This window comes from Dyella psychrodurans (assembly GCF_003363265.1).
Classification (GTDB): Bacteria; Pseudomonadota; Gammaproteobacteria; order Xanthomonadales; family Rhodanobacteraceae; genus Dyella_B; species Dyella_B psychrodurans.
The window spans coordinates 672,068-688,098 of record NZ_QRBF01000001.1 but is presented as its reverse complement, the minus strand read 5'-3'; the positions used below and the strand labels follow the sequence as shown (position 1 = coordinate 688,098).

Genomic DNA, 16,031 nt, shown 5'->3' with positions numbered 1-16,031 from the left:
CCGTTGTATGGTTGTGAAAACGAGCGCCTTTCGAGGCGCTCGTTGCCTTTGGAGGGGAGGCGATGGAAAAAGGGCGGCTCGAAGCCTTCAGCGATGGCGTACTCGCCATCATCATTACCATCATGGTGCTGGAACTGAAGGTGCCGCACGGCGACGGCTGGGACGTTCTATTCCAGCAGTGGCCGGTGTTCCTGAGCTACGTGCTGAGTTTCGTTTACGTCGGCATTTACTGGAACAACCACCATCACTTCCTGCACGCCGCCGAAAAGATTAACGGCAGTGTGCTGTGGGCCAACCTCAACCTGTTGTTCTGGCTGTCGCTGATGCCGGTGACGACAGGTTGGATGGGCGAGAATCATTTCGCCCGCCTGCCGGTGCAGGTGTACGGTTTTGTGCTGTTGATGTGCGCGATCGCGTGGCGACCCTTGCAGTACTACCTGATCGCCGCCAACGGCGGCCGGGAATCCCTGCTGGCGCAGGCGGTCGGCGGTGACTGGAAAGGCAAGCTCGCCGTCACCATGTACCTTTTGGGCATCCTGCTGGCGCTCGTGGCGCCGTGGGTGTCGTGTTTACTTTATGCCACGGTGGCTGCGATCTGGTTCATTCCCGATCGGCGCATCGAATCGCGGATCTTGAAATGAGCAAGCGTGATTACTACGAAATTCTGGGCGTCGAACGAACGGTTACCGAAGGGGATCTGAAAAAATCCTTTCGTCGCCTGGCGATGAAGTATCACCCCGACCGTTGCCCGGACGATCCGCACGCACAGGAAAAATTCAAAGAGGCCAAGGAAGCCTACGAAGTCCTGGCCGACGCGCAAAAGCGCTCGATGTACGACCAATACGGCCACGCGGCCTTCGAAGGCGGCATGGGCGGTCGCGGCGGCGCCGGTTTCGGCGACATGGGCGACATCTTCGGCGATATCTTTGGCGATATTTTCGGCGGCGGCGGCCGTGGACGTTCGCGTCGTGGCTCCGATCTGCGCTACATCATGGAGCTGGATCTCGAGGAAGCCGTGTTCGGCATCGAGAAGAAGTTCGATATCCCGACCCAGGTCAATTGCCATCATTGCAACGGCTCGGGGTCGGACGACGGCAAGACCGTGCAATGCAAGACCTGTCATGGGCACGGCCGGGTGCGCATACAGAACGGCATTTTCTCCATCCAGCAGACGTGTCCGCACTGTGCCGGCAGCGGACGCGCGATCGAAAAGCCGTGCAAGCAGTGCCATGGTGAAGGTCGTCTGGAAGAAACACGCACGCTGTCCGTGCGCATCCCCGCAGGTGTCGACAACGGTGACCGCATTCGTTTGACAGGTCAGGGCGAAGCGGGTCCCGCAGGCACCGAGCCGGGCGATCTGTACGTGGAAGTGCATGTGCGCGAGCACGCGATCTTCCAGCGCGACGGCAGCAACCTGTATTGCGAGCTGCCGATTCGCTTTGGCCAGGCAGCGCTGGGTGCGGAGCTGCAGGTTCCCACCCTGGATGGCGAAGTACCTATCGTGATCCCGCCCGAGACGCAAACCGGACAGCAGTTCACGTTGCGCGGTCGCGGCGTCAAGTCCGTCCGCGGCGGTCGCATGGGCGACCTGATCTGCCGCGTGGTGGTGGAAACACCGGTGAAGTTGACGCGCGAGCAGCGAGAACTTCTGGAACAGCTCGACGCAACGTTCGCCGACGACGATGCCGATACGCACACGCCGCGTGCCAGAACCTGGGTGGACGGCGTCAAGCAGTTCTGGTCGCGCGTCACGTCATAAGGCCTTTCGGCGACCGGGTTTGCCGCAAAGATTGTTCGGAACGCTATGCGCCCTCTCCCCCGGGGAGAGGGAAGTGATCGCGCGGCCAGTCAATTCATCGGAAAAAAGCGCCGCTGCTTTGGTTGCCAGGTCTGGCAAACGCGTTAACCTGTTTCCCATGATTGAGGGAACATTCGTATGACATCAGCCATCCGTCTTGCCATCAACGGCGCCTCGGGCCGCATGGGGCATGCTCTGCTCGCACTGGTGCGCCAGGATCGTCGCTTTGAGCTGGTGCATGCCGTCGTATCGGCAGGATCTACGCACGACGGCACGCCCGTATTCGGCGAGCTGTCCACATCACTGCGCTACGCGCACGGCTGGGATGCCGCGCCGGCTGTCGACGTTGTCGTCGATTTCAGCGGACCGGAGGGACTTTCTGCCGCGCTCGCTTACTGCACGGAACGGGGCGTCGCGCTGGTGACCGGTACCACAGGCATCGACGAGGCGCTGGAAGCGCGTATCGCCGACGCTGAAAAACGCATCCCAGTGTTGCGTGCCGCAAACTTCAGCCTCGGAGTGGCGGTACTTGCCCGCCTGCTGCGCGAAGCCGCCGCGGCCTTGCCGGATTGGGATCTGGAGATCGTCGAAGCGCATCATGGCCGCAAGGAAGATGCACCTTCCGGCACCGCGCTCGCGTTGGGACATGCCGCTGCCGAAGCACGCGGAACCACGCTCGCGAAGGATGGCGTTTATGTGCGCGAAGGACGTCCCGGTGCGCGTCGCCATGGCAGCATCGGTTTCGCAGTGGTGCGCGGTGGCGATGTGGTGGGCGAGCACACCGCGTTGCTGCTGGGGCAGGGCGAGCGCGTCGAATTGAGCCATCGCGCGACCGACCGTTCCATCTTCGCGCGTGGCGCGCTGGAAGCTGCCGCGTGGCTGGTCGGACGCAAGCCGGGCGCCTATGGCATCGACGACATGTTATTGGAGCGGCGGGCAAGAGCCGTCCCGTAATCCCGTCTGGGCCGGCACTGGTTGTTCCACTGCCGACCCGCATGTACCATTCCTCGCATTGCCCATTGGGGAGTAGCCATTCCTGTCATCGAGCGCAGCTATCGCTCGTATGTCAGGGAATCCGTGTCAACACACTTGAAGCGCTCGCTTCATGGCACGGATGGTTATCGCAGGCATGCCTGTCTGCGATGGTCCGGCGAGACCTTTGGCCACACACGACTCACCCCGCCGGGCGAGCTGCGTGCGTGAGCCATCGGTTTTCGCTCGCCCGGCCAGGAATCTTCATGCTAGTCACGATATCGCTGTTCCTGCTGGCTGCCGGGGCCATCTATCTGGCGTGCGAGTATTTCGTCAACGGCATTGAGTGGCTGGGGCAGAAGCTCAATCTTGGCGCGACGGCCACGGGTACGGTGTTGGCGGCATTCGGAACGGCGTTGCCGGAAAGTGCGGTTACTTTCGTCGCCGTGATCCTCGGGCGCACGCCGGAAGTGCGCGATATCGGCGTTGGCGCCGCGTTGGGCGGACCGCTGGTGCTGGCCACGATTGCCTATGCGGTGGTCGGCGTGGCGCTATGGAGCAATCGGCGGAAACTGGCGCGTGCGGACACGCGTGTGCGTGTCGACGATGCGCGACTTTCGCGCGATCAGTTCTGGTTTCTTTCCATTTTTGTTGTGAAGTGCGGGCTTGGTCTGATCGCCTTCGCCTTCAAGCCGTGGCTGGGCGTGTTGTTTCTGCTCGCCTACGCTTTTTACGTGTGGCGGGAGTTGCAGGATGGCGACACCAGTCCGACGGAAGAATTGCTCGAACCACTGAAATTTCAGCCACGCGCGACGAAACCGTCGCTATTGGCCGTGTTGGTGCAAACGACATTGGCGTTGCTGGTCATCGCCTATGCCTCGCATGTATTCGTATCGCAAATCGAGACGATCGGCATTGCCCTGCATCTGCCTCCGCACCTGGTAGCGCTGGTGCTGAGCCCGATAGCGACGGAACTTCCGGAAACCATGAATGCGCTTATCTGGGTGCGTCAGGGCAAGGAGCGGCTGGCGCTGGCCAACATTTCCGGTGCGATGATGATCCAGGCCACCATTCCCAGTGCGCTGGCGCTGTTCGCGACGCCGTGGATGTTCGACACGCCGTTGATTGTCGCCGGCGTGGTGACAACAGTCGCGATTATTTATCTGTGGCGGTTGTTTCGGCGCGGCAAGGTCGACGCGCGCTGGCTGCTGCCTGTAGGCGGGTTGTACGGTCTATTCGCGGCGTATGTGTTTTGGCACGTGGCGTGACAGCTGATCTGGACTCAGGCTCCTCGAGGGCCGCACGCGGCAGCGCGTCGCGGCACACCATGCGAACTCAAGGCTGGCCCAGTCGGGATAGTTCCAGCTGCGCGGCCTTGAGCCAGGTTCGTTCCTTGCGACGATAGTAGCCGGGCATCAATTTGGCGCGTTTGAGCTGCCCCTGCAGCACGTTGCGCGCTTCGTCCAGGCGCTGGTTGCGGCCGAGCAGGCGGCCGTAGCGGAAGCGACCTTCTTCGCCAGGGTAGCTGTCGGCCAGCACGCGGTACTCTTCCAGCGCGGCTTCGGTTTCGCCGAGTTCTTCCAGGCAGCGTGCGTAGAGCAGGTGTCCTTCGCTGGATTTGTAGTTCGGATTGGCGTTCATCAATGCATCCAGCGTCCGACGCGCGTCGGCATAGCGTTCGTTGCCGGCCTGTGCCTGGGCTAGTCCCAGCATGAAGTCCGGATCCGTGGCGTACATGCCGGTCAGCAGTTCCTGATACAGCTCTTGCGCGTTGGCGTAGTCGCCCTGCTGGAGACATTCCCCGGCGAGCCTGCGGCGATTGTCCACGGTATTGCTCAGCTCAAGCTGCTGCATGAGTTCGCGCCGGCGACGCTGCGGATCGATCACGTTCATGGCTTTGCTGGCGACCCTGCGGCCTCCCGGGTTGTGACGCAGGTCGGGAATGACCGCAATGACCACATAGACCAGCACCGCCAGGTAGGAGCCGATCAGGATCAACCATATCCAGTACAACGGGCGTCCGCTGCGGACCACGTGCACGGCGCAGGCGATCTGCAAGGCCAGAGACAGCAGGAACACGAAAGACATGGCTTCCCCCGAAGCGATCAAGGCGACGATGTTACGTCATGGGTGGAAGGCTTGGGAGGCGGACGATCAATCCCGATGCGACGCGTTGCGATCGCGATCCGCACCCAGCTTGCGATCCAGCACGCCGAATAGTTTCTTGAAGGCCCGGGAGAATTTGCCGCGCTTGGTCTTGCGCAGCTTTTCTTCTTCGCTGGTGAGCCAGGCCACCTGGATTACGCGACGCTCGCCTTCGTACGGGAGGTGCCCGTGGAAGGAGTTGTCGCAGCGTTTGAACACGGCGAATTCGCCGTACAGCGGCTTGAGTTCCGGCGCGACCAGATCGTCGATGTTGTCGATGCGGTTGAGAAAGCGCAGGCAGCCGTCGCTGGTATCCGGCCACTGCGTGTTCAGATAGAGCAGCGCCGTGGCGACCTTGGAACGGCTGTCGGTGTGGATGGTCCCGTGGCGTTTGTTCAGTGCGCGGCACAGCGTGACGAGCGTGGGGTACTGGCCCAGGTTCTCGATGCCTAGGTAGCGGCCGATCGCGCGGGCAAATTGCGGCGTGGTCATCTGCGCGACCAGAGCATTGACCGACGGCCCGCAGTCGACGGGGTCGTAGGGGAAGAAACCGGCGCTGGCGTACTTGGGAAAATCGCGCTCCAGCTCGCCGCGTGCCTCGTCGGGCAATTGGCCGTGCGCGATCATGAACGGGAAGGGTTTCTCCCGTACGTCCGTGTCTGGACGGTCGAGTCGGATGGGATCCAGCAGGACGGTCGCATTCATGAAGTTTGGCAGGTTCCCGAGCTAAGTGGCTGTCAGTCTAGCGCGAGCGTGCTAAACGTGCCGTGTAGCAGTTTCGCTTTTCAGTATCGGTTTTGAGTGGACAGAAAGCGCCTTGCCGCCTATCATTTCAACCCGCCCGAGACTTTCCTTGACCCAAGGTCCACAAGCCTGCTTCGTAGCGGCTTGCGGACCTTGCTGCACCTAAAAGGCGGCCCCCATGCCCATTCCCGCTCTGCTTGCCCTCGAAGACGGCAGCGTGTTCCACGGCCACGCCGTGGGTGCGACTGGCGAAACTGTTGGCGAGGTTGTTTTCAACACGGCGATGACGGGCTATCAGGAGATCCTCACCGATCCTTCCTATGCCCGCCAGATCGTTACCCTGACCTATCCCCATATCGGCAACACAGGCTGCAACGCCGAAGACGCCGAATCCACCACCGTGCATACCGCCGGCCTGATCGTGCGCGACGTGCCGCGCCGGGCCAGCAACTGGCGCAGCACGGAAAGCCTGCCCGACTATCTCAAGCGTCATGGCATCGTTGCCATTGCCGGCATCGACACGCGCCGCCTTACGCGCATCCTGCGCGACAAGGGTGCGCTGAACGGCTGCATCGTGGCCGGTGAATCGGTGGATGCCGATGCAGCGCTCGCCAAGGCGCGTGCGTTCCCGGGCCTAAACGGCATGGATCTGGCCAAAGTAGTCACCGTCGACAAGCCTTACGGCTGGAACGAAGGCGTGTACGACCTCGATCACACGGCCTTCAATCAGCCTGCCAAGCGTTTCAAGGTGGTGGCCTACGACTTCGGCGTGAAACGCAACATTCTGCGTCTGCTTGCCGAGGCCGGTTGCGAGATCACGGTGGTGCCGGCGCAGACGCCTGCCGCCGATGTGCTGGCCATGAAGCCCGACGGTGTGTTCCTCTCCAATGGCCCCGGCGATCCGGCGGCCTGCGATTACGCGATTGCCGCCACGCGCGAATTCCTCGCTGCGAAGATTCCGCTCTTCGGCATCTGCCTCGGTCACCAGATCATGGGCGCGGCGGTCGGTGCGAAGACGCTGAAGATGAAGTTCGGCCATCACGGCGCCAACCACCCGGTGAAAGATCACGACGACGGCCGCGTGCTGATCACGTCGCAGAATCACGGCTTCGCGGTGGATGGCGCAACGCTGCCCGCCAACGTGCGCGTCACGCACACCTCGCTGTTCGATGGTTCGCTGCAGGGTTTCGCACTCACCGATCGTCCGGCGTTCTGCTTCCAGGGCCACCCAGAAGCGAGTCCGGGACCGCACGACATCGGTTATCTCTTCGACCGCTTTGCCAAGCTGATGCAGGAGGCCCGCTGAGATGGCCAAACGTACCGACATCAAGAGCATCCTCATCATCGGCGCCGGCCCGATCGTCATCGGCCAGGCCTGCGAGTTCGACTACTCCGGCGCGCAGGCATGCAAGGCGCTGAAGGAAGAGGGCTACCGCGTCATCCTGGTGAACTCCAATCCCGCCACGATCATGACCGATCCGGAGACGGCCGACGCCGTCTACATCGAGCCGATCAACTGGCAGACGGTGGAACGCATCATCGCCAAGGAACGCCCTGATGCCGTGCTGCCGACCATGGGTGGACAGACCGGCCTCAACTGCGCACTCGATCTCGCCGACCATGGCGTACTCGAAAAGTACAACGTGGAATTGATTGGCGCGTCGCGCGAAGCGATCCGCATGGCCGAAGACCGCGAGCTGTTCCGTGTCGCGATGTCCGAGATCGGCCTGGAATGCCCGAAGGCCGCCGTTGCGCGTTCGTTTGAGCAAGCGGTGGACATTCAGGCGACTGTCGGTTACCCGACCATTATCCGTCCCAGCTTCACGCTCGGCGGTTCGGGCGGCGGCATCGCGTACAACCGTGAAGAATTCGAAGAGATCGTCAAGCGTGGTCTTGAACTCTCACCGGTGCATGAAGTGCTGGTGGAAGAATCCGTGCTCGGCTGGAAGGAATTCGAGATGGAAGTGGTCCGCGACAAGGCGGACAACTGCATCATCGTGTGCTCGATCGAAAACCTCGACCCGATGGGTGTGCACACCGGCGACTCGATCACCGTGGCGCCCGCACAGACGCTCACCGACAAGGAATACCAGCGCCTGCGCGATGCCTCCATTGCGGTGTTGCGCAAGATCGGCGTGGACACCGGCGGCTCCAACGTGCAGTTCGGCGTGAATGCGGAAACGGGCCGCGTGGTCGTGATCGAAATGAACCCGCGCGTGTCGCGTTCGTCCGCGCTGGCTTCGAAGGCCACCGGCTTCCCGATCGCCAAGATCGCGGCGAAGCTTGCTGTGGGCTACACGCTGGATGAACTCAAGAACGACATCACCGGCGGTCTTACCCCGGCATCGTTCGAGCCGACCATCGACTACGTCGTCACCAAGATTCCACGCTTCGCCTTCGAGAAATTCCCGCAGGCCGACGCGCGCCTTACCACGCAGATGAAGTCGGTGGGCGAGGTGATGGCGATGGGCCGCAGCTTCCACGAGTCGCTGCAAAAGGCGCTGCGCGGGCTGGAGATCGGCAAGACCGGTCTCAATCCGACGGGTCTGGACATTGGCACCGAGGACGGCCTGGCCACGCTCAAGCGCGAATTGCGCGAACCGCGTCCGGATCGCGTCTTCCATTTGGCCGATGCATTCCGTGCGGGTTTGACGCTGGAAGAAGTGCATGACTTGAGCCGCGTCGATCCCTGGTTCCTGGCGGCGTTCGAAGACATCGTGCTCACCGAGAAAGACGTGCGCGAGCAAGGTCTCACCGCGCTCGATGCGCCTCGCATGCGTGAGCTGAAGCGTCTTGGCTTTTCCGATGCGCGCCTGGCCGAACTCACCTGCACGGACGAAGCGGCCATCCGCCACCTGCGCCGCACGCTTGGCGTGCGCCCCGTGTACAAGCGCGTGGATTCCTGCGCGGCGGAGTTCGCGACGACCACGGCGTACATGTACTCGACCTACGAGGAAGAGTGCGAAGCCAACCCCACCAATCGCGACAAGATCATCGTGTTGGGTGGTGGCCCGAACCGCATCGGGCAGGGCATCGAATTCGACTACTGCTGCGTGCACGCAGCGCTGGCGCTGCGCGAAGACGGGTTCGAGACCATCATGGTCAACTGCAACCCGGAAACCGTGTCGACCGACTACGACACGTCCGATCGCCTGTACTTCGAGCCACTGACGCTGGAAGACGTGCTCGAAATCGTCGATCTCGAGAAGCCCAAGGGCGTGATCGTGCAGTACGGCGGCCAGACGCCGCTCAAGCTTGCTCGTGCACTCGAAGCGGCTGGCGCACCGATCATCGGCACGTCGCCCGATTCGATCGATCTTGCCGAAGACCGTGAACGTTTCCAGCAAATGATCACCAAGCTGGGTCTCACCCAGCCGCCGAATCGCACTGCGCGCAACGCCGACGAAGCCTTGGCGCTGGCACGCGAGATCGGTTATCCGCTGGTCGTTCGTCCCAGTTACGTGCTGGGTGGCCGCGCGATGGAAGTGGTGTACGACGATGCGGATCTGTCGCGTTACATCCGCGAAGCCGTGCAGGTATCGAATGATTCGCCGGTGCTGCTGGATCGCTTCCTCGATCATGCGGTCGAGGTGGACGTCGACATCATCGCCGACACGACCGGCAACGTGCTGGTCGGCGGCATCATGGAGCATATCGAGGAAGCGGGCGTGCACTCGGGCGATTCGTCCTGCTCGCTGCCGCCGTATTCGCTGTCGCCTGCTATCCAGGACGAATTGCGCCGCCAGGTCGCGCTGATGGCGAAGGAGTTGAAGGTCATTGGCCTGATGAACACGCAGTTCGCCATCCAGGGCGACACGGTGTTCATTCTGGAAGTGAACCCGCGCGCCTCGCGCACGGTGCCGTTCGTTTCCAAGGCCACCGGCGTTTCGCTGGCCAAGATCGCGGCGCGCTGCATGGCGGGCCGCAGCCTGATCGAGCAGGGCACGACGCGCGAAGTCATTCCAGGTTACTACTCGGTGAAGGAAGCGATCTTCCCGTTCCTGAAGTTCCAGAACGTTGATCCGATCCTCGGCCCGGAAATGCGCTCCACCGGCGAAGTGATGGGCGTGGGGCGGAGCTTCGGCGCCGCCTTCGCGCGCGGCCACGATGCCGCCGGGATCAAGACGCCGCCGAAGGGCAAGGTGTTCGTGTCGGTGCGCGATGCCGACAAGGATCGCTTGCTGACGGTCGCCAAGGATATTGCCGCGCGTGGTTTCAGCCTTGTCGCGACCTCCGGCACCGCTACCTATCTGACGGGCCACGGCGTGGTTTGCGAGCGCATCAACAAGGTGCTCGAAGGCCGTCCGCATATCGTCGACCTGATCAAGAACGGCGAGATCGTCTATATCGTCAACACGACCGAGGGCAAGCAGGCCATCGCTGACTCGTTCTCGATCCGGCGCGAGGCGCTGCAACATCGTGTTACGTACTCCACCACCGTCGCAGGCGCGCGTGCGCTGGTGCATTCGCTGGATTTCCACGATACCGGCGAAGTGCATAGCCTGCAGGAACTTCACAAGGAGCTGAGCGCATGAGTCGCGCCCCCATCACCAAGGTCGGTTCGGAACGACTGCGCGGCGAACTCGATCGCCTGAAATCGGCCGAGCGTCCCAAGATCATCGCGGCGATTGCCGAGGCACGCGCACACGGCGATCTGAAGGAAAACGCCGAGTATCACGCGGCGCGCGAGCAGCAGAGCTTCATCGAAGGTCGCATCGCCGAGTTGGAAGCGGCATTGTCCACGGCGGAAGTGATCGACGTGTCGCGTCTCAGCGCCGGCAACAAGGTGGTGTTCGGCGCCACGGTTGATCTGGAAGACGAAGACAGCGGCGAATCGGTGACGTATCAGATCGTTGGCGATCTCGAAGCGGACATCAAGCAACGCCTGATCGCGGTGTCGTCGCCCATCGCTCGCGCGCTGATCGGCAAAAGCGCGGGCGACAGCTTCGAGTTCAAGGCGCCGAACGGCGTGAAGCGCTACGAAATTACCGGCGTCAGTTATCAGTGAGCCAAGCCGGGCATCCGCGTCGTCGCGTGATGCCCGCGCTTGTTGTGGACGCGGGGATCTGACATGGCAGACGTTGTTTTGATCACCGGCGCAAGTCGTGGCATTGGCCGAGCGACCGCAAAGCTTCTCGGTGCGCGCGGTTGGTCGGTCGGCATCAACTACGCGCAAAACGAGCACGCCGCGCAGGAGGCCGTTGCCGAAGTAGAGCAGGCCGGCGGCAAGGCGTGCGCGATTCGCGGCAATGTCGCTGACGAATCGGATGTCATGGCCATGTTCGATACGGTCGAGTCAACATTCGGCCGCATCAACGCCTTCGTCAACAATGCAGGCATTGTCGCTCCGTCCATGCCATTGGCCGACATGAGCGCAGAACGACTGAAGCGCGTGTTCGACGTCAACGTATTAGGTGCCTATTTATGCGCACGCGAAGCGGCGCGGCGCATGTCCAAGGATCGCGGCGGCAATGGTGGCTCGATCGTCAACGTGTCGTCCGCGGCGTCACGACTCGGTTCGCCTCACGAGTACGTGGACTATGCAGGGTCGAAAGGCGCCATCGATACGATGACACTCGGTCTTGCCAAGGAACTCGCAGGGCAAGGCGTGCGCGTAAACGCTGTTCGCCCTGGACTCATCGATACCGAGATTCACGCAAGTGGCGGGCGCCCGGATCGCGCCGTCTTACTTGGAGCGCAAACGCCGCTTGGTCGTCCGGGAACCGCCGATGAAGTTGCGGAAGCTATCGTGTGGCTGTTGAGCGATGCTGCGTCGTACATCACCGGTTCGCTACTCGACGTCAGTGGTGGTCGCTAAGTAGCGTTGTCATTCAGCCATAAAAAAAGCCGCTATGCAGCGGCTTTTTTATGCGTTCGCGATGCAGATCAACGCTGACGCGCCTTGAAGCGCGGGTTGCTCTTGCAGATCACGAACACTTTGCCGCGACGGCGCACAACCTTGCAGTCACGGTGCCGCTGCTTGGCGGTCTTCAAAGAGGAAAGCACCTTCACGGCAGGCTCCTGGAACGAAATGGGTCGAAGAAAGCGCGTAAGTATATCTATTTGAACCACTTATCACAAGCCCAGCACGGTCTTGGCCTCGGATGCCGTCTCCAGGAACTGATGCACCACCGGAGACGGGTTTTCCAGGCGGCTGGCGACCGCCAGGAGGAGATAGGCATCCGGATCGGCCAACGGTACGTAGCTCACCCCCGCAAGCCTCACCGCCTTCATGCTGGCGGGAACCAGGGCCATGCCGATGCCCGCGGCGACCAGGGCGATCAGGCCGTTGATTTGCTGAGCCTGCTGCTTCACCACCGGATGGAATCCGGATTTAGCCGCCAGCAGCACGAGCCGGTCGTACAAGGTCGCCGCCAGTTCGCGCGGCTGGATCACAAAGGGTTCGCCTTCCACTTCTCCCAACTCGAGGCTCTCGCGGTCCGCGAGGCGGTGGCCGGAGGGCAGGGCTAGCATGAGCGGTTCACGGTCGATGACGTCCAGCCGCAAGGCGCGGACATCGTCTTCATGGCTGGGCTCGTCACGTACAAAACCCACGTCGATCTGGCCGGCGCGCAGGGCGGCGAACTGGGGCTCGGTGTACATCTCGCTGAGCCAGACTCGAATGTTGGGTGCATTTTGTCCTAGCAAGAGCAGGGTTTGCGGCATGGCCGGGTGGAACGACACCGATACGGTGTAGGCAAGCTTCAGGTGCCCACTGAAACCTGCTGCGGCCTCGGTCACCCGGGTACGGGTTTCGTCGGCCAGCGCGAGGATCCTGCGTGCCTGCTCGAGGAATAGTTGGCCCGGGGCGGTGAGCGCGACGTTGCGCTTGTCGCGTTCCAACAGCCGGATGCCCAGATCCTGTTCCAGCGCCTGGATCTGTTGCGAAAGGGGAGGCTGGGAAAGGTGCAGCCGTTGTGCCGCCCGGGTGAAGCTGAGCTCCTCGGCGACGGCAATGAAGTAGCGCAGCTGGCGAAAATCAAACATATATGACTTTCGTATAAATGGGGCTTCAAATATATATTTGATTCTGTATCGCGTCGATCATAATATAGTCCCTGTCGCGGCACTGACCCCCTCCCCCCGAGTGCCGCTGACCCTCGCCCCGCAGCGACGCTACCCCCGCGGTATTCGGTCTCCCTCCCCAGAGCCACTACCGACGCGTCGCTAGCGGGGCGCTTCCTTTTCTGCTTCCGAAAGAATGGCTTACAGAACTCTTTTAGAGTTCTGTAGCAAGCCGTGTGCCTTGAGCGATGGCGCGTTTTGCGTCGAGTTCCGCCGCCACATCGGCGCCCCCGATCACATGAACGCGCTGTCCTTGCGAGAGAAGCGCGTCGGCCAGGCTTCGGTTGGGTTCCTGGCCTGCACAGACCACGACGTGGTCGACCGGCAGCACCTGCGACTGGCCCTCGACGGTGATGTGCAGTCCTTGATCGTCGAAGCGGTCGTAGCTGACGCCGCCGAGCATGGTGACTTTCTTGTTTTTCAATGTCGCGCGATGGACCCAGCCCGTGGTCTTGTTCAGTCGCGCTCCCGGCCGACCTTCCGTGCGCTGCAACAGCCAGACTTGTCGTGCGGCAGGTTCGGGATGCGCCTGTTTCAGACCACCGCGTTGTTCCAGTTGCATGTCGACACCCCATTCGCGCGTCCATCGCGCCACGTCGGTGGTCGGTGAGGGCGTGTGTTCGATAAGAAACTCGGCGACGTCGAAGCCGATGCCGCCGGCTCCGATAACGGCTACGCGATGTCCCACCAGTTGGTTATGCGCAAGGATGTCCAGATAGCTGAGAACGCGCGGATGATTGCTGCCCGGAAAACTCACCTTGCGTGGCGTGATGCCTGTTGCCACCACGACATCGTCATAGCCTTGCGCCGTGATGGATGCGGCATCGGCAGTTTCTCCCAATCGTAGACGCACGCCGAGATCGCTCAGGCGATGGCGGAAGTAACGCAGCGTCTCGTGGAATTCTTCCTTGCCCGGAATGCGCTTGGCGTAGTTGAACTGACCTCCGACTTCGCCCGCGCTATCGATCAACGTGACGTCATGGCCACGTTCGGCGAGTGTGGTTGCGCATGCCATGCCTGCAGGGCCTGCGCCAACCACGGCAACCCGCTTGCGCGTCTTGGCCTGAACAATCTGCAGTTCCGTTTCATGGCAGGCACGCGGATTGACCATGCAACTTGCGCGCCGGTTCTGGAACACGTGATCGAGGCAGGCTTGATTGCACGCAATACACGTGTTGATGCGTTCGCTGTTGCCTGTCTTCGCTTTTTGCGCCCAATCCGGATCGGCCAGCAGCGGCCGCGCCATCGACACCATGTCGGCTTCGCCGCTTGCGAGAATCTGTTCGGCGATTTCAGGCATGTTGATGCGATTGGTCGTGATCAACGGGATCGACACTTCGCCACGGAGCTTCTTCGTCACCCACGCAAAACCCGCGCGCGGCACGCTGGTGACGATGGTCGGTACACGCGCTTCGTGCCAGCCGATGCCGGTGTTGATGATGCTGGCGCCGGCTTGTTCGATGGCTTTCGCCAGCGTCACGATTTCCTGCCAGTCCTGCCCGTCTTCCACCAGGTCGAGCATCGACAGACGGTAGATGATGATGAAATCGGGACCGACGGCTTCGCGCATGCGTCGCACGATTTCCACCGGGAACCGCATGCGACGGTCTGCATCGCCGCCCCAATCGTCCTGGCGTTGATTGGTGCGCGCCGCGATGAATTGATTGATCAGATATCCCTCCGAACCCATCACCTCGACGCCGTCGTAACCGGCATCCTGGGCCAGCCTTGCGCAGCGTACGAAGTCATGGATGGTGCGCTCCACGCCACGCGTGCTGAGTTCGCGCGGGGTGAAAGGCGTGATCGGAGATTTGATGCGCGACGGCGCGACCGAGAGCGGGTGATAGCCGTAGCGGCCCGCATGCAGAATCTGCATGCAGATGCGCCCGCCTTCCGCGTGCACGGCGCGCGTGATTTTGCGGTGCCGGGGCTTATGCCATGGCAAGGTCAACCGGCCGCCGAAGGGTTTTAGCCATCCTTCGATGCTGGGTGCGATGCCGCCGGTCACCATCAGGCCGACCCCGCCGCGGGCGCGTTCGGCGAAATAGGCAGCGAGCTTGTCGAAGTCGGACGCTTTGTCCTCGAGCCCGGTATGCATCGAGCCCATCAGGATGCGATTGGGCAGCGTGACGTGGCCCAGCTGAAGCGGGGCGAACAGGTGCGGATAGTTCATGTGGCGACCGTCTTCAAACGATCGTATGAATGTGCCTGACTAGTCCCTGTGGGCGCAAGTGGCCCAGGCAGGGCAGGTGACCCTCAGGGCAGCAATTGTCGTACCAGTGAAATGTATTGCCGCATCGCCTCGTCCTGCGACATGCCCTTGAGCAGCGTCCAGGCTTCCTGCTTAGCGGTGCCGATGAAATCGAAAAAGCCGGGTTGCGCGCCGTGGACATCGCCGTCGAGGCCTTGTTTGTAGAGCGCGTAGAGGCGGAGCAGAGTGTCGTTGTCGGGACGTTCGCCAAGCTGCTTGATGTCCGTGGCGGCTTGCTCGAACTCGCGTTGGAGGTCGTTCATGGCTGGTGGCTGGTACGGCGATGTGACGGATGGAGAGCTGGTAAGCATGAGCCTGAAACCCCTTGAAACACGTTAAGCTAAGCACTTCCCGTGCCATCAGGTCAGTCCATGCCAACGAGTCCGCCTGTGCCCGTTCTCACCATCGACGGACCTTCCGGGTCGGGCAAAGGCACGATCAGCCGGCTGGTCGCCGAGCATCTGGGCTGGCGACTCCTGGACTCAGGCGCGCTTTACCGGGCGGTCGGCTATGCGGCAGGCATGGCCGGGTTGGATCTGTCCGACACGGACGCGGTGACCCGCTGTGCGGCGAGCACCAAGATCCAGTTTCGCGCCGCACCGGACGGCGGCGAAACCCGGGTCATTGTAAACGGTCACGACGCCACCGACGAGCTTCGCACCGAAACGGCCGGTGCGGCGGCCTCCGCCATCGCCTCGGTGCCTTCCGTACGGCAGGCCTTGGTCGCGCTGCAGCTCGGGTTCCGCAAGGCGCCGGGTCTGGTGGCCGACGGGCGCGACATGGGAACGGTGATATTTCCCGATGCGTCGTACAAGGTCTTCCTGACCGCCAGCGCCGCCGAAAGGGCGAAAAGACGCTATAAGCAGTTGAAGGAAAAGGGACTAAGCGTTACACTCTCATCCCTTCAGAGCGAAATTGAAGCGCGTGACGCCCGCGATGCCTCGCGAGCCGTCGCGCCGCTCAAGCCCGCCCGCGATGCAGTGTTGGTGGATACCACTGGCATGGGGATCGAGGATGTGGTCGCTAAGGTTTTAGCCGTCGTCAAACCGTAACCAC

General features: G+C 62.1%; 15 protein-coding genes and 1 riboswitch. Of the genes, 9 read left to right on the top strand and 6 right to left on the bottom strand.

Going from position 1 to position 16,031, the window contains the following annotated elements:
- Nucleotides 1–62 precede the first annotated feature (62 nt).
- The 4 genes from DWU99_RS03190 to DWU99_RS03175 all read left to right on the top strand — a co-directional run bounded on the left by DWU99_RS03190 (nucleotide 63) and on the right by DWU99_RS03175 (nucleotide 4,038).
- The gene (locus DWU99_RS03190; RefSeq protein WP_115476532.1) at nucleotides 63–641 is read left to right on the top strand and encodes a TMEM175 family protein; all 579 of its coding nucleotides are present in this window, start codon (nucleotides 63–65) and stop codon (nucleotides 639–641) included.
- Nucleotides 638–1,759, top strand: coding sequence for a molecular chaperone DnaJ (gene dnaJ, locus DWU99_RS03185; RefSeq protein WP_115476531.1), 1,122 nt, complete (start codon nucleotides 638–640; stop codon nucleotides 1,757–1,759). The genes DWU99_RS03190 and dnaJ overlap by 4 nt, the downstream gene beginning before the upstream one ends.
- A gap of 177 nt (nucleotides 1,760–1,936) precedes the next feature.
- Nucleotides 1,937–2,752 carry a 4-hydroxy-tetrahydrodipicolinate reductase gene (dapB, locus tag DWU99_RS03180; RefSeq protein WP_115476530.1) on the top strand — a complete coding sequence of 272 codons (816 nt, stop codon included), beginning with the start codon at nucleotides 1,937–1,939 and terminating at the stop codon, nucleotides 2,750–2,752.
- A 55-nt stretch (nucleotides 2,753–2,807) separates the two neighbouring features.
- Nucleotides 2,808–3,035, top strand: a riboswitch (yybP-ykoY riboswitch).
- Nucleotide 3,036: 1 nt separating this feature from the next.
- Nucleotides 3,037–4,038 (top strand): sodium:calcium antiporter, encoded by a 1,002-nt coding sequence (locus tag DWU99_RS03175; protein WP_115476529.1) that lies wholly within the window; start codon nucleotides 3,037–3,039, stop codon nucleotides 4,036–4,038.
- 67 nt (nucleotides 4,039–4,105) lie between these two features.
- Here the strand turns inward: DWU99_RS03175 and DWU99_RS03170 are convergent, their stop codons facing one another.
- Nucleotides 4,106–4,858, bottom strand: a complete 753-nt coding sequence (locus DWU99_RS03170; protein ID WP_115476528.1) for a tetratricopeptide repeat protein — start codon at nucleotides 4,856–4,858, stop codon at nucleotides 4,106–4,108.
- 66 nt (nucleotides 4,859–4,924) lie between these two features.
- On the bottom strand, nucleotides 4,925–5,620 hold the full coding sequence (locus tag DWU99_RS03165) for a 2OG-Fe(II) oxygenase (RefSeq protein WP_115476527.1): 696 nt from the start codon (nucleotides 5,618–5,620) through the stop codon (nucleotides 4,925–4,927).
- Nucleotides 5,621–5,837: 217 nt separating this feature from the next.
- Here DWU99_RS03165 and carA point away from each other — a divergent pair, with 217 nt between their 5' ends.
- From carA to DWU99_RS03145, 4 genes are all read left to right on the top strand, one after another.
- Nucleotides 5,838–6,965: a glutamine-hydrolyzing carbamoyl-phosphate synthase small subunit gene (gene carA / locus DWU99_RS03160; RefSeq protein ID WP_115476526.1), complete on the top strand. Its 1,128-nt coding sequence runs from the start codon at nucleotides 5,838–5,840 to the stop codon at nucleotides 6,963–6,965.
- Between the two features lies 1 nt (nucleotide 6,966).
- Entirely contained in the window at nucleotides 6,967–10,194 is a 3,228-nt protein-coding gene (gene carB, locus DWU99_RS03155; protein WP_115476525.1) for a carbamoyl-phosphate synthase large subunit, read from the top strand.
- Complete coding sequence (greA, locus tag DWU99_RS03150; RefSeq protein WP_115476524.1) at nucleotides 10,191–10,667, top strand: transcription elongation factor GreA; 477 nt, start codon at nucleotides 10,191–10,193, stop codon at nucleotides 10,665–10,667. Before carB ends, greA begins: the two co-directional genes overlap by 4 nt.
- 63 nt (nucleotides 10,668–10,730) lie before the next feature.
- A complete protein-coding gene (locus DWU99_RS03145; RefSeq protein ID WP_115476523.1) occupies nucleotides 10,731–11,477 on the top strand; it encodes an SDR family oxidoreductase in 747 nt (248 codons plus the stop codon).
- Nucleotides 11,478–11,545: 68 nt separating this feature from the next.
- Here the strand turns inward: DWU99_RS03145 and ykgO are convergent, their stop codons facing one another.
- From ykgO to DWU99_RS03125, 4 genes are all read right to left on the bottom strand, one after another.
- Nucleotides 11,546–11,671, bottom strand: a complete 126-nt coding sequence (ykgO, locus tag DWU99_RS03140; protein ID WP_115476522.1) for a type B 50S ribosomal protein L36 — start codon at nucleotides 11,669–11,671, stop codon at nucleotides 11,546–11,548.
- Nucleotides 11,672–11,734: 63 nt separating this feature from the next.
- A complete protein-coding gene (locus tag DWU99_RS03135; RefSeq protein ID WP_115476521.1) occupies nucleotides 11,735–12,646 on the bottom strand; it encodes a LysR substrate-binding domain-containing protein in 912 nt (303 codons plus the stop codon).
- Between the two features lie 232 nt (nucleotides 12,647–12,878).
- Nucleotides 12,879–14,897 carry an NADPH-dependent 2,4-dienoyl-CoA reductase gene (locus DWU99_RS03130; protein ID WP_115476520.1) on the bottom strand — a complete coding sequence of 673 codons (2,019 nt, stop codon included), beginning with the start codon at nucleotides 14,895–14,897 and terminating at the stop codon, nucleotides 12,879–12,881.
- A gap of 83 nt (nucleotides 14,898–14,980) precedes the next feature.
- Nucleotides 14,981–15,238 (bottom strand): acyl-CoA-binding protein, encoded by a 258-nt coding sequence (locus tag DWU99_RS03125; protein WP_115476519.1) that lies wholly within the window; start codon nucleotides 15,236–15,238, stop codon nucleotides 14,981–14,983.
- Between the two features lie 108 nt (nucleotides 15,239–15,346).
- Between DWU99_RS03125 and cmk the strand changes: the two genes are divergently transcribed.
- Complete coding sequence (cmk, locus tag DWU99_RS03120; RefSeq protein ID WP_199535689.1) at nucleotides 15,347–16,027, top strand: (d)CMP kinase; 681 nt, start codon at nucleotides 15,347–15,349, stop codon at nucleotides 16,025–16,027.
- Nucleotides 16,028–16,031: the final 4 nt, after the last annotated feature.